Raw genomic sequence first — 18,287 nt, 5'->3', positions numbered from 1 at the left:
AAAGATGAGTTACAACGAAGAAATTAATGAACAATCGCATGCGCATCATGAACACGGTTGTGGCTGCAGCTGCACCGCACATGGGCATAGTCATGAACAGGAAGAAAATTGTGGCGGCTGTTGTTCAAAGCAAGAACAAGGACCAATTAGCCTTAGCAAAGATGAAATAGAGATTTTACTGGAATTAAAGGAATTTACCTACTTGCCAATTAGCGAATTTGTGATGAGCAGCAGTGAAAATCATCACATACGATTTAGCAGTTTAGCTCCAGTATATATAAGAACTTTAAAGGATAGTATGGAAACTGTTAAAAAAATAGGTAACGTTTTAAAAGAGTTAGAAGAAAAGGGATTGATTTCTTTAGATTATGATATTTCATTGCAGGGTTACGACTATACAACACATACCGAATCTGAGTTATATAAGTATTTTATAGAAACGGTTGAAGATGGAACAGGTAAACCCGGTTTTCTCTGTGATAGAGCAGAGATAGAGCTTGGAAGTGCAGCCCTTACGCTCCTGGGAGAGAAGGTCGTACAAAGCTTTCATGTGGAGGAAGATTAGTAAAATAATTACAATAAATATTGAATTATTGCATTTTTTATGCTATATTGACTATCGTGGACAGTATAAACAGTAACTGTACCCATATAAATTATTTAATTTTTTTATTATGAAGCCTATATCCTAAGGAATGGGACTGACAAATTTAAAGAAAAATATGAAGAATCTAGTATCATGATTCTTTCAATGTTTTTAAGTTCAGAAACATAGGCAGCTGATTCAATCAGGCTGCTTTTTTTATGAGGAAAAGGGCGGACATTTCTTATTTAAGGAGGGAAAAATGTCTTCACAAAACACTAAAGTAAAGTATGCTAGTTCTTATAAAGAACAAATAACTGCCAGAGGATTAATTATTGGCAGCGTTGGTGCAATAATTTTGACCATGAGTTCTATGTTTGTTGCACTAAAGCTTAGTTCCTTACCCTGGCCAATTATGTTTGTTGCTCTTGTTTCTATGTTTGCACTGAAAGCATGTGGAACCACCAATATCAATGAAATCAATGTTACTCATACAGCTATGTCAGCTGGTGCAATGGTAGCAGGAGGTTTAGCTTTTACATTGCCTGGTATCTGGATGCTAAATCCAGATGCAGAAATCAAACCATTAACGCTTATAATAATAACTTTGGGTGGTGTAATATTGGGACTGATATTTACATCACTAATTAGAAAATATTTTGTTGTTACTAAGGAACTTCCTTATCCTATGGGGCAAGCAGCAGCAGAAGCCCTGATAATAGGTGATGCAGGAGGTAAAAAAGCCGTTATGTTGTTTGCTTCTATGGGGGTTGGTGCTATTTTTACTGTGTTAAGAGACAGTCTTGGAAAAATTCCTGCAACTTTTATGAATTCTAAGATGGTTTCATATGGGTCTTATGGGGGCATTTGGCTATCTCCAATGCTTATTTCCGTTGGATACATAATTGGACCTTTATTTATTGGAATATGGTTTGTAGGCGCTATAATAGGAGACTTTGGTATTTTGATAGGGGGCCAGTATTTTGGTATATGGGATGCAGCTACAGCCTCTTCAGTAAAAGCTTCTTTAGGAATAGGTTTAATGGTTGGAACGGGTATAGGCATTATCATAAAAGGAATATTACCTAAAGCAAAAGAAATTTTTGGCGCAATGTTTAAAAAAGATAGTATAGGTGATAGTATTGTACATCTAAGATGGGCGCCAATTGTCATGATGGTAATTGCTTTTCTCTTTACAATCTTAGCTAATATGGGCATTGTCGCCTCCATTATAACTATACTTGGTATATGGCTGGCAACAGCAATGTCTGCGCAGTGTGTTGGTCAATCAGGTATAAATCCTATGGAGATATTTGGTATAATCGTACTAATTGCGGCTAAAGCAGTTTCAAGTATAGGTCAAACAGAAGCATTTTTGGTTGCAGCTGCCGTTGCCGTTGCCTGTGGTCTTGTAGGGGATGTTATGAATGATTTTAAAGCAGGGTATATATTAAATACAGACCCAAAAGCCCAATGGATTGCAGAAGCTGTAGGCTCAATTATAGGTGCCTTTGTATCTGTCGCAGTCCTTTTGATTATTGTGAACGCTTATGGTCCTCATGTATTTGGAACAGAGATTTTTCCTGCTGCACAGGCCAGTGCTGTGGCAGCTATGGTAGGGGGCATATCACATATGCCAGCATTTATAATAGGATTAGTTTTAGCGGTAATACTATATTGTGTAAATTTCCCTGTTATGACTCTAGGTCTGGGAGTATACTTGCCATTTTATTTATCTGCTACAGCATTTATAGGTGGAATGCTTAGACTATTTGCAGATAAAGTGTTTCCGGAATTTGAAAAGAAGGGCACCGGCTCAATCATTGCGTCAGGATTACTTGGTGGCGAAGCAGTTGTTGGTGTTATCTTAGCATTAATTGTTGCTATTCGAATTTTGGTCTAGTTATAGTAAACGAACTTATAAAGTACCATAATTGTTTTGGAGGATGAGCACTATGAAAGAGATTAACATAAATGAAATAAAAGGTGTTAGGATAGGACACGCCCAGTCCATGGAAGGCGGCACGGGCTGTACTGCTATCATATGTGAAAAGGGAGCATGGGCAGGGGTTGATGTTCGTGGCGGTGGACCTGCCACAAGAGAAACCGACCTCCTGAAATCTGAAAATATGGTGCAGCAGATACATTGTGTCATGTTAAGCGGGGGTAGTTCTTATGGACTTGATGCCTGCTCTGGAGCAATGGCTTATTTAGAGAAGAAAAACATTGGCTTTGATGTAGGAGTTGGAGTAGTACCTATTGTATGTGGAGCATCTCTATTTGATTTAATCGTGGGAGATAGCAAATGCAGACCTGATAAGGATATGGGGTATGCCGCTTGTATTGCCTCAGAACAAAATAATCCAGCACAGGGTAATGTGGGCGCAGGCACAGGAGCAACTGTAGGAAAATTTTTAGGAATAGAAAGACTTATGAAAAGCGGACTTGGTATTTATGCTGTACAGGCAGGGGAAATACAATGTGCGGCAGTAGTTGCTGTTAATGCTCTGGGAGATGTGCTTGATATTGAAACAGGTAAAAGAATTGCAGGAATTTTAAGCGAAGATAAAGCTAGAATTGCAAATACAGAAGAGATTATGCTGTCTGAGATATCAGCTTCCAGAAATGTATTTAGCGGTAATACTACTATTGGGTGTATCATTACCAATGCCAGACTGACAAAACCCCAGGCGAATAAATTAGCCTCTATTAGTCATAATGGATACGCTAGAGCAATAAGACCGGTCCATACTTCGGCAGATGGTGATTCTGTATTTGTTATGGCAACAGGTGAAGTAGATGCAGCTCCAGACTCCCTGGGTGCATTAGCAACCCATGTAATGGCTAAAGCTATAAATAGTGCTGTATTAAATGCAGAACCCGCATATGGGCTAAAAGCAGCATGTGATTTTTAATATTAAATAAAAGGCGGCTTTTATAGCCGCCTCACATGCTCTCTACTTTTTTAATTAAAAGTTGAATTATTCTTCTTTGATCACAGTTCGATATGATAAATTCATAATCCTGATAAATAAATTTATCGTTAACCTCTGGGTTTGAATTCAACTGTGAAAATGCCCACCCTCCGATGGTATCGATATTTTCAGCGCCAATGCTTATATCTAACAATTCTTCGATGTCTTCAAGACGGGCTTTGCCAACTACCATGTAACTACCATCTTCATTTTCTGTAATTTCACTACATTCTGCATTAAACTCATCCTGAATTTCTCCAACAATCTCTTCTAGAACATCTTCAATGGTTACTAATCCACAAGTTCCACCATACTCATCAATTATTATAGCAATTTGGGCTTTTTCCTTTTTAAATATTTTTAATAATTGACTGATTGACATAGATTCTGGAACAAAGTTAACATTACGAATAATGTCCTCTATATTTTGATTACCTCCCAGGATTTTTTGCTTATATAAATCCTTAATATGCACAAAGCCGATAACATGATCTTTGTCTTTTTTACATATTGGATATCTAGTCAGTTGTCTTTCTAAGGCATATGATAGAATTTGCTCAAAAGAGTTTTCAATAAAAATACATGACATATCAGTGCGGGGAATCATTACATCTTTCACGGTTGTCTCGGAAAAATCAAAAATATTATCAATAAGGGCTAACTCTGTCTTATCAACCAAACCCTGTTTATAGCTTTCCTCAACTAACAGTTTTATTTCTTGGTCAGTATGTGCTGCTTCGTGTTCATCAACTTGTGAAAGACCAACAATCTTTAAAATCAAATTAGTAGTATGATTAAAGGCCCACATAATCGGATATGTTGCTCTATAAAACATGATTAACGGCAGAGCAGTATATAATGCAATTTTTTCAGCAGTAATAATTGCCAGTGATTTGGGAACTAATTCGCCAAGAACAATATGACAGGCAGTAATAATGGAAAATCCCAGAATAAATGAGATTGAATGGACCATGCTAGTTGAAATATTTAATAATTCAAACAGAGGTTCCAGCATTTTAGCGATTGCAGGCTCGCCAACCCATCCTAAGCCTAGAGATGCTAAAGTGATGCCTAGCTGACATGCAGATAAATATGAATTTAAATTTCTTACAATAGTTAAAGTATGTTTTGCACTATGATTTCCATTATCAGCTAAGGTCTCTATTCTTGACTTTCTGACTTTTACCATGGCAAATTCTGTAGCCACAAAAAATGCATTCATGAACACAAGTAACAATACAATAATAATATTAATTAAATTAATCATAAATTATTTTCCTTCTTTTCTATAGTTTCACAAAATTAACTTTTCTATTGTCAAATGTAGAGAGATATTTGAATCCAATTTTTTTAAGGAGTTCAATACCATCCTTGTAGTGGCCTGCTATACAGCTAGGATTGTGAGAATCAGAACCAAAAGTTATAATTTCACCGCCCAAATCTTTATATAAAGATAAAATTTCTAGTGTAGGTGTAGTTCTTCCCTGTGAAAGATATCTATAACAGGATGAATTAAATTCAATGCCTTTATTATTCTCAATTAATCTTTTTAAAATGGATTCAATCGTATCCATATAAGGTGTATATTTTGGTATTTTATCAAAGGGAACATATCGATCTACTACATTTATATGGCCCATAACATCAAAATCAGTATAATCTTTTAAGCATTCAAAAGCATATTCATAATACCTTTCAAAGGCTTTAGGTATATCAACACCTTCTGTAAAATATCCCATATATAGGTCCTTATTATCTGTACAGTGGAAAGAACCCAGTAAAAAATCATAAGGGAATGAATTAGCAGCAGTGCGGCATTTATGCATAGTTTCTCCATGTTGTATGCCTATTTCAAGTCCTTTAATTATTTTTATTTTATCTTTATATTCTTCTGTTACCTTTAATAATGTTTCATGATATTTTTCAAAGGCTATAATAAAAGGATATTCAGAGTCAGGGTAATCAGGATCATAATGATCTGTGATAGCCATTTCCTTAACTCCTTTTAGAATAGCGGCTTCTATCATATCTTTTGTTGGTATACCGCAATCATCAGAAAAAAAAGAATGAGTATGATAATCGTACATGTTTATAATCTCCTTGTGCAATATGAGTAAATTTTGGTATAATAAAATATATTGGCTTTTCGTTATATTAAAATTTAAAGAGCTAATATTTAATGTGTAATATTAAATCTATATATTATCATAAAAATGATAGATTGAAAAGAGCATGACGTTATGATTTCTGAGAAGGAAAGCTTACTAATTAAAAAAGCTAAAGAAGGAGACGAGGGTAGTTTTGAAGCCCTCATTTTGTCGTGCAAAGGAAAAGCATATAATATTGCTTTACGATATGTAAAAAATGAGAATGACGCTTTGGATGTATTACAAGAGAGCTTTATAAAAATATTTCGGAACTTGTCTAAGTTTAATGAAGAAAGTAAATTTGAAACCTGGGTATATCGTATAGTCGTCAATACGTGCAATGATTTTCTGCGAAAAAACAAAAACAAGCATAATGAAATCTCGGTTCTTTTAGATGAAAATGATCATGAAAAAGAATTGGATATTCCTGACAATACACCTCCACCCGAAGCGGTTATATTAAATAAAGAACATAGTGAATATATATTAGATTGCCTAGAGAAAATACCTATAGATCATAGAGAAATCATTGTTTTAAGAGATATAAAAGGATTTACATATGAGGAAATTTCAGAAATATTGGAATGCTCTATAGGAACCGTTAAATCACGAATATCTAGAGCACGAAATAATTTTAAAGAAGTATATTTAACTAACAACTCAGATTGAAAAAAATATCAAAATGGAACAAAACCATTAAATTTTCGTCTAAAATAAATAAATGAAATTATAGGAAAGGAGATATCGGATGACTTGTTTAGAAGTACAAGAACTTTTATCGGCATTTATTGATAATGAACTTGATGAAGAGATAAAGAAAGAAATACAGGAACATATACAGAACTGTGCCCAATGCAGGAAAGACGTACAAGAATTAAAAATTGTAATTGCAGAGCTCGCAAGTCTTGAAGATGTCCCTGTCCCTGAAGCCTTCCATAAGAGACTTCATGAAGCTTTAGTAGTTGAAGGAAAAAATATCAGGAATTCAAAAGATACTAGGAAGAAAAAGAAAAGTATTAAATGGAAAAGAATATATTCAATAGCTGCGGTTTTTCTAGTTGGTTTATTCTCGGTTATATTGTATAATAATAATTTAGATGAATTCAATAAAGAAAATTTAAAATATAACTATGTGTCAGATGATAAAGCTGAAAATTCACAAACAAATGATACAATGTTGAAGCAAAACAATCAAAATAATGAAAATGTTGAACATTCGACTTCTTCTGATAAGACCAATACTCAGCCAAAACAATCTGTAGATAATAGTCAAACTTTTTCTGCTGATAAAGCTCCTGTTGAGGAAAGTCCTAGTGCTGGAACTGGTACTGTAAATGAATTGAGAAATGCCCCTAAGCAGGCCGAAGCACCACTTAATTCAGGTGGTGAATCTCAAATGCTCAAATCGATAAATGTTCAAGATACGGATGAAGAACTTAATAGCTATTTAAAACAACTTGATGAACTTTTGGTTGAAAGTAACTATGAAGTAAATTCTTATACCAAGAATGATGATGACATGTGGATAATTGATCTAACAATTTCTACAACCGATTCTGAGGGAAAAGAAATAAAGGAAGATGCCGTGTATTACGGTAAGGATGGTAAAATATGGAAAAAAGAATTGTAATTATAGATGGAAACAGTTTAATAAATAGGGCATATTATGCTATGCAACGACCTATGATGACGAAAAATGGGCTGTACACTCAGGGAGTGTACGGTTTTCTTAATATGCTCACAAAAATAAAAAATGACTATGAGCCAGGTTACATAGTAGTTACTTTTGATAAGAAAGCACCTACTTTCAGACACCTTGAATATGAGGAATATAAAGCAGGAAGAAAAAAAATGCCTCCTGAATTAGCCATGCAGTTCCCACTTTTAAAAGAAGTTCTTGAAGCTATGAACATTAAGATTATAGAGCTTGAGGGATATGAAGCAGATGATTTGATTGGAACGATTGCCAAAACAGCGGAAGAAGAGCAGCTTGAACCTTTAATTATAACTGGAGATAAAGATGCTTTACAGCTTGCTACTGACAAAACTAAGGTTTTGATTACTAAAAAAGGAATTTCTGAATTTGAAATTTATGATAAAAGTGCGATGATAGAGAAATATGGATTTACGCCAACTCAATTTATTGATTTTAAAGGATTAATGGGAGATCAATCTGATAATATTCCAGGAATTCCAGGTGTAGGCGAAAAAACTGCTCAAAAACTTATCTTAGAATATGGTTCAGTAGAGCAACTTATTAGTAGTGTTGATAACATGGCTAATGGAAAGCTAAAACAAAAAATCGAAGAAAATGCACAATCCGCTATGATGAGTAAAAGACTTGCTACTATTAATACACATGTACCTATTGATATTGATTTTTCTGAGTACCTAATGGAGGAAGCAGACTATGAAAAATTAATTGAAGTGTATGTGAAATTAGAATTTAATAGTCTTCTAAAACGTTTGAAATTAACGGACTTAACAGTGGCTACAGACAAACTTTCTGAAAAGACTACTGAAATCCAAAAGTTTGAAAGAGTAGAAAAAAGACTAATTAAAATTTCTTCTATGGAAGAATTAGAAAAATTTTTAGCAGAACTACAGAATCAAGAAGAAGTAGCAATAAAGGTTTATTCTGACAATAATCACAAGGCAGCACCAATGGTGTACGGTATTGGAATTATGTCAACAAATGTAATTGCTTTTATTGACTCTGATGGAAATATTGATATTTTGAAGAAATTTGCAGTTGGGATGGTGGAAAAAAGCTTAAAAATATATGGATATTATTTAATAAATGATTACTATGTACTTTTAACAGTACTGTTAAACTCAAAAACTCAAAAAATTCCTAATGAACAGGGCTTTTTCTTTAATACTGTTTTTGATAGTGCCATCGCTCAATATGTTTTGGAACCGTCAAAAAGCAATTATGAATTGAAAACTGTAGCTTTTGAATTACTTCATAGTGAGATTGAAAATGTAGAAGAATTTATGGCTGCTAATGGACAAATAAATCTTTTTGGAGATTCAAGCGAGAGTTACCTGGCATATACTAAAAAGTGGGCTGAAGTTCTTGAAGAATTAAGATTTATTCAAGAAAGCAGATTAAAACAGGAAAATTTGGAACAGGTATATTTTGACGTAGAACTTCCTTTAATAGAATCTATGGCTTCAATGGAATGTTACGGATTTAAGCTTGACAAAAAAGAACTGACAACTGCAGGTGAAACAATTTCTGAACAATTAGAAATATTGACAAGCAACATTTATGGTTATGCAGGGGAAGAATTTAACATTAATTCTCCGGCACAGCTGGGGGTTATTCTTTTTGAAAAAATGGGACTGCCTGCAGGTAAGAAAACAAAGCGTGGTTACTCTACAAACGCAGAAATCCTTGAAAAAATTAAGTATGAACATGACATAATTCCTTGCATCCTTGAATATAGAACTCTTTCAAAGCTAAAGGGAACTTATATTGATGGTTTACTTCCATTAGTTCATGAGGACGGAAGAATCCATGCTCATTTTCAGCAGACAGTAACGGCTACTGGAAGAATAAGTTGTACAGAGCCTAACTTACAGAATATTCCTATTAAACAGGAACTGGGAAGAAAACTTAGAAAAGCTTTTGTGTCAGACGACAATTTTACTTTGGTTGGGGCGGATTACTCTCAGATTGAACTTCGAGTTTTAGCACATATGGCTGAAGAGCAGCATTTAATTAATGCTTTTAATGACGGAGATGATATTCACAGAATAACGGCCGCAAGGGTATTTAAGGTTCCAGAAGAAGATGTAACAACATTACAGAGAAGTAATGCAAAGGCTGTAAATTTTGGAGTAATATATGGAATGAGTGGTTTTGGACTTTCTGGGGAATTAAACATTACAAGGAAAGAGGCGGAAAAGTATATAGATGAATACTTTAAGACGAACCCTAACGTAAAAATCTTTATGGATGAACAGATTCAACTCTGTAAAGAAAAGGGATATGCAGCTACTATTATGGGAAGAAAAAGAGCTATCCCTGAGATAAACGCAAGTAATTACATGGTAAGGCAGCTTGGAGAAAGACTTGCTATGAATAGCCCTATACAGGGAAGTGCTGCTGATATAATAAAATTGGCAATGATTAAAGTGTATAGGGAGCTTAATAAGAAAAATGCAAAATCCAGACTGATTTTACAGGTTCATGATGAACTGATTATAGAAACAGCTGAAGAAGAAACAAAAGAAATTGAAATTCTTTTGAGAGATTGTATGGAGAGTGCAATGAAGCTTAAAATAAAGCTTGCTGTAGAGTTAAATCAAGGTGATAATTGGTATGATTTAAAATAAGTAGAAGGTGATGCAGTAATGAAAATAATAGGACTAACAGGCGGCATCGGAAGTGGAAAGTCAACCATTTCAAATTATTTATTACAAAGGGGTTATCCCATCATAGATGCTGATAAAATTGCCAGACAAATGGTAAAACCTGCTTCAGAAATATTGTCTACACTTGTTGATTGTTTTGGTAAGAATATTTTAAACCAAGACGGCAGTTTAAACAGGAAACACTTAGCTACAATTGCTTTTTCAAGTAAGGAACAAAAAGAAAAGCTTGACCATATTATGCTTAATGAAATTGTACAAACTATTCTGAGAGAAATTGAGTCATATGACAAAGAGGGTAAAACCTTAATTTTTATTGATGCTCCATTACTCTTTGAGACTGGCCTGGATAAAAAATCACATGAAACCTGGGTAGTGGATGCTACAGATGAAATCCGAATTGAAAGAGTTATAAAAAGAGATGGCTCTACAAGAGAGGAAGTTCTGGCAAGAGTAGAAAAACAAATGAGCAGGGAAGAACAACATAAGAGAGCAAGTTATGTATTGGATAATTCCACTACTACAGAAGCTTTGTATGAACAAATAGACAAATTATTGGAAAGTAAATAAGGAAAATAAGAATATGGTTAAAAAAGTATTAATTATAAGTTTTGCTATAATGATTTGTATTGGAATAATTGTTTATAGCCAACATGGACAGGTATACAATTTATTGAATAAATCAGATAAAGAAAAAGTGGTTTATACTGAATCTCAGACGGTTAAATTACCTATGGAAAAAGTCAGAACTCTTAATCCTATTACGTCAAAGGATTCTGACACCTATCAGATTAGCAAATTGATTTTTGAAAGTTTGTTTAATTTAGATGAGAATTTGTCTTTGACAAATGGATTGGCTAGCAACTATAATTATGCTGCTGATAAAATGTCAGTGACCATTGAAATAAAAACAGATTCTTATTTTAGTAATGGATCTAATGTCACAGGAGAGGATGTAAAATATTCTATTGACAATTATATTGCTGCTGCTGCATCTAATAATACAATTTATAGTAGCTACGTATCCAACATCAAGTCTGTATCAGTAGAGAAAAATGATAAGTATTCCGTTGTGGTAAAATTTAAAGATAAAAGTGATGTTTCTATGGAGAACTTCGTATTCCCTATAGTATCAGAGAGAAACTTTGGGAAATATTCTGCTGCAAAGGTTACTTCAAGTGAGTTTATCCCTATTGGTTCAGGTGCTTATGCAATAGAAAAATATAATGATATTTCTGAATTAAAGTTAGTTGCAAATGAAAATTATACTGGTGTAAAGCCAAAAAATACGTTGTGTTTTACTGTTTTACCAGAGAGAGATGATGTTATACCTCTATTAGAAGTAAATAATATTTCTTTAGGTTGTTTAGAAGAATTGTCTAGAGACACTTTAGTTTCTGACAAAAAAATAACCACCTCTAATTTTGTTTCAAATGAAGTTGAAGTTGTAGGTTATAATTTTTCAAGAGAGGCTATGGCAAATAAAAAAGTCAGAAAGGCAATAGCTTATGCTATTGATACTAAGTCCTTAAATGAGAGCGCTTACTATAAAAATGGCATAGCTTGTGACACTATATATTTCCCAGGGTATTTAGGCATTAAGAATACTGGTGATCATTATAAATACAATTTAGAGAAAGCAACGAAATTATTAACATCAGCGAATTATCTGGATAGAGATGAAAATGGATATGTAGAAGATAAAAATGAAAATGAGCTTACTGTGGATATACTGGTAAATGGTGCAGATCAGAGCAGAAAAATAGCGGCTGAAGCTATAAAGGCTTCCATAGACAAATTGTCTATTTCAAGTCGTATCACTTATGCTACTGATTTAGCAGATTTTAATAGTAAGTTACACTCAAAGAATTATGATATATTTGTAGGTGGAATGAAGATTAATGAAACTTACGATTTGAGGAGCCTGCTTCATTCAAATTATAATAATGCAATTGGTTATTCAAATGAAAAGGTTGATAAACTTTTGGATAAATTAAAATCAGGAATAACACAGGAACAAAAAGTAGAAAATATCAAAGCTATAAAAGATATAATCATAGATGAGTTACCATATTACTGTATTTTATACAAAACATATGGGGCTTTGAATGCAGAATGCTTGAATGGAAATAATAATAGTTATATGTTTAACAATGTTTACAATGACTGTGAAAGCTGGTATTGCAAATATCCAGTATCAGAGACATCAGTAATTGTTGATTCCAATACAAACAAGACTTTGGAAGATGAATAATCCATATAAACTCTTTACTTTTTTTTGAAATTATGCTATTATAATTTTCGTGATTTATGGTTTGCGCCCGTGGCGGAATGGCAGACGCGCACGTTTGAGGGGCGTGTGAGCAATCGTACCAGTTCAAGTCTGGTCGGGCGCACCATTAATTGGACATAATTATTTTTAATAATATATTTGTACTTGAAATTTAGAAAGTGTTATGATACAATTATAACAATGCGCCGGCGTGATGGAATTGGCAGACGTGCGGGACTCAAAATCCCGTGGTGGCAACACCGTATGGGTTCGACCCCCATCGCCGGCACCATTTTTTTATTAACAAGTTAATCACATTTTGATTTTAGATATTACACAAGGAGGAGTTACGAAATGGGATCGTTACAAAGTTTATTGCCGTTGGTTCTTTTAATACTAATCATGTATTTCTTGTTAATCAGACCGCAGAAGAAGAAAGAAAAAGCAGTTAATGAAATGAGAAGCAATATTAAAGCTGGTGATGAAATAATTACCATTGGTGGTATTTGCGGAAAAGTAGTTAAAGTAAAAGAAGAAACAATCGTTATCCAGGTTGGAGCTGAAAAGCTTAAATTTGAAATGATGAAATGGTCTGTTTCTAAGGTCATAAACAGTGATGAATCCAAGACTTCCTCAAAGAAGGCTAAACCTGTTGAAGAGACTGAAGAAGCTCCTAAAAAAGCACTTCCTAAAAGAATGAAGAAAGCTAGTGAAGAAAATGAAGCAGAACCCACAATAATGGAAGAAAATACTGCTCAGGAAAGTTCACCTGTAGAAGAAGTTGAAGAAAAATAAAAAAGATTATTTCCCCTGCAATAACTGCAGGGGTTTTTTTTAGTTCTGATTCCCTTTAAAAATCAATATAATTAAGAATATCTACAGTGTAAATCTTGTAAAATATTAGGAGGGAATATTATGAACTTTATTTGTAAACTAGTGAAAGGTTATTTAATAGCTTTTATTATATTTTTAATTTTAACTGTTGCAATCACAATGTTTATTAAATTCACATCAATGCCTGAAAGCTTCTCAATTTATTATTTAATTGTAGCAATGTGCATCGCTACATTGTTTTTGGGCATATTTTCGGGGAAATTAATAGGAAAAAGGGGACTTATGTCCGCGATAGGCTTTTCTACTATTTTTGTTTTTTTGATTATTTTCGGTATAAACTGTACGTACTTTCAAGATCTGACATTGGATAGCTTTAATATACAATATATGATTCCTGTAATAGTTGGCGGTATTGGCGGTATAATAGGTGTAAATGCGAAAAAATAGCTATTTTGCAGTGATTTGTACTTGTGGAAATACGCAAAAAGTAGTAAAATAATATGAAGTACTTTTGATTATAAATACTAGGTGTAGTATTTTATATAATGTTGATTACAATACATTTGGCTTTGCCATGAGAAATCAGCAATAAATCATACTGCGGGAAGCTTGTATGATAAAACATTAGAAAATAGAGGGGAAAATTAAAATGAGCGTACAAATGAGAAAAGCTTTATCGGTCTTTGTAATTATTATTATTCTGTTGGGGTGGGCAGTAACCATATTAGGTGCAGGACCCATTCCAGCCATTAAAGATAAAATAAAGCTGGGTCTAGACATCAAGGGTGGCGTTTATGTCGTTATGGAAGCACAAACAAAAGCCACTGGTGATGAACTAAAAAAATTAATGGAACAAACACAAGCTGTTATTGAGCAGAGAGTAAACCAAATGGGTCTATCTGAACCAGTAGTAACCATTGAAGGTCAAAAAAGAATCAGAATTGAGCTTCCAGGTGCAGAAGATGCAGATGAAGCAATCAAACAGATTGGAAGAACTGCTCAGTTACAATTCTTTTTAGCCGATGGCACCATGGTACTTGACGGAAGCATGGTTAAAGACGCTGGAATTACAGCAGATAAAGAAAATGGTGGATATGCTGTTTCACTAGAATTTGATAAGAATGGTACGGATGCTTTTGCACAGGCTACACAAAAGGCATTATCAGGAACTGTAGAAGCTAAAATTCCAAATGTTCTTCCTAAAGCTATTGCTATTGTTTTAGATGATAAGATTATTTCTGCTCCTGTTGTAAATTCTGTTATTCAGAATGGACAGGCTATTATTACAGGAGGAGCTGGTGGTTTCCCTCAGGATGAAGCAACTAACCTTTCAGCTTTAATCAGAGGCGGTTCTCTGCCAGTAGCGTTGACGGAAGTGAATACATCTACACAAACTGCAACAATTGGCTATAATGCATTTGAGATGAGTGTAATAGCAGGACTTATTGCAATTGCATTAATTATTATTATTATGCTTGTATTTTACGGAATAATGGGCGTTGCAGCAAATATTGCTTTATTACTTTATGTATTAATTATTCTATGGGTTATGGCTCTCATGGGTAGTGTCTTAACATTGCCGGGCATTGCTGGTATTATTCTTTCCGTAGGTATGGCAGTTGACGCAAACGTTATTATCTTTACAAGGATTAGGGAAGAAATTACAAATGGAAAATCTGTAAGAGTTGCTGTACAGTCAGGTTTTAGAAGAGCTTTAAGTACTATTATGGACTCACAGATTACAACAATAATTGCAGCAATAGTATTATATCAGTTTGGTACAGGTTCAGTTAAGGGCTTTGCTATGACACTTATGATTGGTATTGTGGCAAGTATATTTACTGCAACTATTATCACACAATTATATTTGGGTTTAATTAGTGAGTCAAAAACTTTTGGCACTAAGAAATACTTTGGAATGAATGAAGACAACACACCAAAGTTTGCAATTAGAAGACAATTTAGCTTTATTAAGCATAGAAAGATATATTATGCTATTGCGGCTTGTGTAATTATAACTGGCCTTGTTATAGGTGGAGTTAGAGGATTTAACTATGGTATAGACTTTACTGGTGGTACTATGATGCAATTTGACATGGGAAAACAAGTAGAACTTACTAAAATAGATCAATCTTTAGAAGCAGTTGGTATTAAATCAGCGAATTTAGTATATGCAGGTGAAAATAATACTGACATTATCATTAGAACTATGACTTCATTGGATAATGCGGATAGAAATAAGGTTATAGCTCAATTTAATAAAGACTACGGTATTACAGAAAAAAATGTATTATCCGTAGAACAATTTGGACCTTCTGTAGGTAAAGATCTTCGAAATAATGCAGTAAAGTCAGTATTGATTGCTGCTTTAGGTATGTTAATTTATGTAAGCATTCGATTCCAATGGAAATTTGGTGTTGCTGCGATTGCGGGTGTGTTACATGACGTTTTAACGGTTATTGCATTTTACGGAATTTTCCACGTAACCGTAAACAGTCCGTTTATTGCAGGTGTTTTAACCGTTGTAGGCTATTCCATAAATGATACCATTGTAATATTTGATAGAATCAGAGAAAACTTAGGAATAATGAAGAAGAATAAACTTGAAGAATTAATTGATGTTAGTATTAACGAGACTCTTTCCCGTTCAATTATGACTTCTACAACAACTTTAGTCGTTATGATACCTCTTTATGTTCTAACTTCAAGTTCAATAAGAGAATTCATGTTACCATTATTTATTGGTGTTCTTGTAGGAACGATGTCATCAATCTTTATGTGTAGTCCTATATTTTATGAATTAAGTAAGTTTTCAGGTGGTGCTAAATATCAGGGAAAGTTATCAAAAAAATCAAATTAGTTTTAGTTTAGGTATAGCAGTTAAAGGAAAATCAAATGTTAAGTATGGAACAATTTTTAGACGACCTTTTCGCTATTAACCCCAATTACGATGTGGAGTTAATAAGCAAAGCTTATAAAAAAGCTGAAAAAATGCATGAAGGGCAATTAAGAAAATCTGGAGAGCCGTATTTAATCCACCCAGTTGCAGTTGCAAAAATATTAGCTGAAATTGGTATGGACGAAAATACAATTGTCGCAGGTTTACTTCATGATGTCGTCGAGGATACTCCATACACAAAAGAAGACTTAAAAGAAGACTTTGGCGAAGAAATAATGTTACTAGTTGATGGAGTTACAAAACTTAGTTCCATTGTTTTTGAAAGTAAAGAAGAAAGACAGGCCGAAAACCTTAGAAAAATGTTTTTGGCCATGTCTAAAGATATTCGTGTCCTAATCATTAAACTAGCGGATCGACTTCATAATCTTAGAACAATCAATTATATGAATGAAAATAAGATAATTGATAAATGTAGAGAAACTCTTGAAATATATGCACCACTGGCAAGCAGATTGGGCATCTATACTATGAAATTTGAGTTAGAAGATATTGCTCTTAAATGCCTTGATAAAGAAGCTTATTATGAGTTAGTTAATGCGGTAAAAGCAAAAAAGGAAGAAAGAGAAGAACTAATTAATCAAGTAATTGATGAAATAAAGAGTAGTTTAGATGATCTTAAAATCCATTATGATATAAATGGCAGATCGAAACATTTTTACAGTATTTATAAAAAAATGAAATATCAGCATAAACAGATAGACGAGATATTTGATTTAACTGCTGTAAGAATTATAGTTGATACCATTAAAGATTGTTATGCCGTACTTGGTATAGTTCATACTATGTGGAAACCAATCCCAGGCAGATTTAAAGATTATATAGCAATGCCCAAACCGAATATGTATCAATCTTTGCATACTACTGTAATTGGAGATAATGGAGAACCATTTGAAATCCAAATAAGGACTTATGATATGCATAAAGTCGCAGAGCTTGGTATAGCCGCTCATTGGAAATACAAAGAGGGAATATCCTCTAAAGAGGTAAATGGAGAAGAAGTAAAACTGGCTTGGTTAAGACAAACCCTTGAATGGCAAAAAGAAATGAATGATCCAAAAGAATTCATGGAAACGCTTAAGGTTGATTTGTTTGCAAGCCAGGTATTTGTATTTACTCCTGGAGGCGATGTTATAGAATTACCTGCAGGTTCTACACCGTTAGACTTTGCATTTAAAATTCATTCAGCTGTGGGCTATAAATGTGTTGGTGCTAAGGTTAATGGTAAAATGGTACCAATTGACCATAGACTTGAAAACGGTAATATTGTTGAGATAGTTACTTCATCCAATTCTAAGGGACCTAGCACTGATTGGCTAAAAATTGCTAAAAGCAGCCATGCCAGGAATAAGATTAGAGGCTTTTTAAAGAAAGAAAACAAATCAGATAATGTTGAAAAAGGGAAAGACCTCCTAGAAAAATATCTAAGAAAAAAAGGCTATGATCCTATCCATATAATGAAAAATTCATATATTAATAAACTCGTTAAAAATTTAAATCTTACTTCACATGATGATTTATTTACACAGGTGAGTTATGGTGGAGCTTTCTTGGGAAGGGTTGCAATTACTCTTATTGGCTATTTTCATGAGGAAAAACAAGAGGAACTTAAAAAAACCGAAAACAACATAACAAATATTACTGTAAATGAAAAAAAGAAAAAACAAAACAATAATAAAGACCAGACAGGGGTTTCTGTTAAGGGGGTTGATAATCTCCTTATTCGTTTCTCAAGGTGCTGCAATCCTGTACCTGGAGATGAAATCGTTGGATTTATAACTAAAGGGCGTGGTATTTCAGTACATAGGAAAGACTGTGTAAACATACTTACTATGCCTGAAATTGAAAGAAATAGATTTATTGAAGTAGAATGGGATGCAAATGAAGACACTAAATCTTATAATGCCGATATCTGCATTCTTTCAGAGGATCGAAAAGGACTTTTTTCAGACCTTTCCAGAGTTTGTGAAGATATGGACGTTCATATTACAGGTGTTAATGCAAAGAGTGCTAAAGATCAAATTATAAACATTACTATGACTCTATCTATTTCAAACACAAATCAGATGGAAAAGGTTTTACGCTCGCTTAGAAGCGTACCAGGTGTAGCTGATGTATATAGAGCTATAACATAAAAAAT

The 18,287-nt window shown here is 33.7% G+C and carries 14 protein-coding genes and 2 tRNA genes; 14 read left to right on the top strand and 2 right to left on the bottom strand.

Annotated elements, in window-relative coordinates:
* Positions 1 to 4 precede the first annotated feature (4 nt).
* From RTW14_RS08505 to RTW14_RS08495, 3 genes are all read left to right on the top strand, one after another.
* Positions 5 to 565: a hypothetical protein gene (locus tag RTW14_RS08505; protein ID WP_312649471.1), complete on the top strand. Its 561-nt coding sequence runs from the start codon at positions 5 to 7 to the stop codon at positions 563 to 565.
* Between the two features lie 280 nt (positions 566 to 845).
* Positions 846 to 2,486, top strand: a complete 1,641-nt coding sequence (locus RTW14_RS08500; protein ID WP_312649468.1) for an OPT/YSL family transporter — start codon at positions 846 to 848, stop codon at positions 2,484 to 2,486.
* A gap of 52 nt (positions 2,487 to 2,538) precedes the next feature.
* On the top strand, positions 2,539 to 3,498 hold the full coding sequence (locus tag RTW14_RS08495) for a P1 family peptidase (RefSeq protein ID WP_312649466.1): 960 nt from the start codon (positions 2,539 to 2,541) through the stop codon (positions 3,496 to 3,498).
* Between the two features lie 31 nt (positions 3,499 to 3,529).
* Here RTW14_RS08495 and RTW14_RS08490 read toward each other — a convergent pair whose 3' ends face one another.
* Complete coding sequence (locus RTW14_RS08490) at positions 3,530 to 4,825, bottom strand: hemolysin family protein (protein ID WP_312649463.1); 1,296 nt, start codon at positions 4,823 to 4,825, stop codon at positions 3,530 to 3,532.
* Positions 4,826 to 4,844: 19 nt separating this feature from the next.
* Positions 4,845 to 5,645 (bottom strand): histidinol-phosphatase HisJ family protein, encoded by an 801-nt coding sequence (locus tag RTW14_RS08485; protein ID WP_312649461.1) that lies wholly within the window; start codon positions 5,643 to 5,645, stop codon positions 4,845 to 4,847.
* A 153-nt stretch (positions 5,646 to 5,798) separates the two neighbouring features.
* Between RTW14_RS08485 and RTW14_RS08480 the strand changes: the two genes are divergently transcribed.
* From RTW14_RS08480 to RTW14_RS08430, 11 genes are all read left to right on the top strand, one after another.
* A complete protein-coding gene (locus tag RTW14_RS08480) occupies positions 5,799 to 6,374 on the top strand; it encodes an RNA polymerase sigma factor (protein ID WP_312649459.1) in 576 nt (191 codons plus the stop codon).
* Between the two features lie 79 nt (positions 6,375 to 6,453).
* Entirely contained in the window at positions 6,454 to 7,335 is an 882-nt protein-coding gene (locus RTW14_RS08475) for an anti-sigma factor family protein (RefSeq protein WP_312649456.1), read from the top strand.
* Positions 7,317 to 10,049 (top strand): DNA polymerase I, encoded by a 2,733-nt coding sequence (gene polA / locus RTW14_RS08470; protein WP_312649454.1) that lies wholly within the window; start codon positions 7,317 to 7,319, stop codon positions 10,047 to 10,049. The genes RTW14_RS08475 and polA overlap by 19 nt, the downstream gene beginning before the upstream one ends.
* A gap of 18 nt (positions 10,050 to 10,067) precedes the next feature.
* Positions 10,068 to 10,655, top strand: a complete 588-nt coding sequence (coaE, locus tag RTW14_RS08465; RefSeq protein WP_312649452.1) for a dephospho-CoA kinase — start codon at positions 10,068 to 10,070, stop codon at positions 10,653 to 10,655.
* Positions 10,656 to 10,668: 13 nt separating this feature from the next.
* Positions 10,669 to 12,339, top strand: a complete 1,671-nt coding sequence (locus tag RTW14_RS08460; protein ID WP_312649449.1) for an ABC transporter substrate-binding protein — start codon at positions 10,669 to 10,671, stop codon at positions 12,337 to 12,339.
* Positions 12,340 to 12,402: 63 nt separating this feature from the next.
* Positions 12,403 to 12,484, top strand: a tRNA-Leu gene (locus tag RTW14_RS08455).
* Between the two features lie 78 nt (positions 12,485 to 12,562).
* Positions 12,563 to 12,649 (top strand) — tRNA-Leu (locus RTW14_RS08450).
* Positions 12,650 to 12,711: 62 nt separating this feature from the next.
* Positions 12,712 to 13,152, top strand: a complete 441-nt coding sequence (gene yajC, locus RTW14_RS08445; RefSeq protein WP_312649448.1) for a preprotein translocase subunit YajC — start codon at positions 12,712 to 12,714, stop codon at positions 13,150 to 13,152.
* Between the two features lie 120 nt (positions 13,153 to 13,272).
* The gene (locus RTW14_RS08440) at positions 13,273 to 13,638 is read left to right on the top strand and encodes a TIGR04086 family membrane protein (protein WP_312649446.1); all 366 of its coding nucleotides are present in this window, start codon (positions 13,273 to 13,275) and stop codon (positions 13,636 to 13,638) included.
* Positions 13,639 to 13,840: 202 nt separating this feature from the next.
* Positions 13,841 to 16,051 (top strand): protein translocase subunit SecD, encoded by a 2,211-nt coding sequence (secD, locus tag RTW14_RS08435; protein WP_312649443.1) that lies wholly within the window; start codon positions 13,841 to 13,843, stop codon positions 16,049 to 16,051.
* Between the two features lie 35 nt (positions 16,052 to 16,086).
* Positions 16,087 to 18,282 (top strand): RelA/SpoT family protein, encoded by a 2,196-nt coding sequence (locus RTW14_RS08430; RefSeq protein ID WP_312649441.1) that lies wholly within the window; start codon positions 16,087 to 16,089, stop codon positions 18,280 to 18,282.
* The last annotated feature ends 5 nt before the right edge of the window (positions 18,283 to 18,287 follow it).

Origin of the sequence: Aminipila sp., assembly GCF_032051575.1 — a bacterium.
GTDB lineage: Bacteria > Bacillota > Clostridia > Peptostreptococcales > Anaerovoracaceae > Aminipila.
This window is presented reverse-complemented; position numbering and strand designations above follow the sequence as displayed.

What these genes read in the sequence shown, in the direction of transcription:
- RTW14_RS08460 (WP_312649449.1), top strand. Translation starts at nt 10,669, where the DNA reads ATGGTTAAAAAAGTATTAATTATAAGTTTTGCTATAATGATTTGTATT.
- RTW14_RS08495 (WP_312649466.1), top strand. Translation starts at nt 2,539, where the DNA reads ATGAAAGAGATTAACATAAATGAAATAAAAGGTGTTAGGATAGGACAC.
- yajC (WP_312649448.1), top strand. Translation starts at nt 12,712, where the DNA reads ATGGGATCGTTACAAAGTTTATTGCCGTTGGTTCTTTTAATACTAATC.
- RTW14_RS08485 (WP_312649461.1), bottom strand. Translation starts at nt 5,645, where the DNA reads ATGTACGATTATCATACTCATTCTTTTTTTTCTGATGATTGCGGTATA.
- RTW14_RS08430 (WP_312649441.1), top strand. Translation starts at nt 16,087, where the DNA reads ATGTTAAGTATGGAACAATTTTTAGACGACCTTTTCGCTATTAACCCC.
- secD (WP_312649443.1), top strand. Translation starts at nt 13,841, where the DNA reads ATGAGCGTACAAATGAGAAAAGCTTTATCGGTCTTTGTAATTATTATT.
- coaE (WP_312649452.1), top strand. Translation starts at nt 10,068, where the DNA reads ATGAAAATAATAGGACTAACAGGCGGCATCGGAAGTGGAAAGTCAACC.
- polA (WP_312649454.1), top strand. Translation starts at nt 7,317, where the DNA reads ATGGAAAAAAGAATTGTAATTATAGATGGAAACAGTTTAATAAATAGG.
- RTW14_RS08490 (WP_312649463.1), bottom strand. Translation starts at nt 4,825, where the DNA reads ATGATTAATTTAATTAATATTATTATTGTATTGTTACTTGTGTTCATG.
- RTW14_RS08440 (WP_312649446.1), top strand. Translation starts at nt 13,273, where the DNA reads ATGAACTTTATTTGTAAACTAGTGAAAGGTTATTTAATAGCTTTTATT.
- RTW14_RS08505 (WP_312649471.1), top strand. Translation starts at nt 5, where the DNA reads ATGAGTTACAACGAAGAAATTAATGAACAATCGCATGCGCATCATGAA.
- RTW14_RS08500 (WP_312649468.1), top strand. Translation starts at nt 846, where the DNA reads ATGTCTTCACAAAACACTAAAGTAAAGTATGCTAGTTCTTATAAAGAA.
- RTW14_RS08475 (WP_312649456.1), top strand. Translation starts at nt 6,454, where the DNA reads ATGACTTGTTTAGAAGTACAAGAACTTTTATCGGCATTTATTGATAAT.
- RTW14_RS08480 (WP_312649459.1), top strand. Translation starts at nt 5,799, where the DNA reads ATGATTTCTGAGAAGGAAAGCTTACTAATTAAAAAAGCTAAAGAAGGA.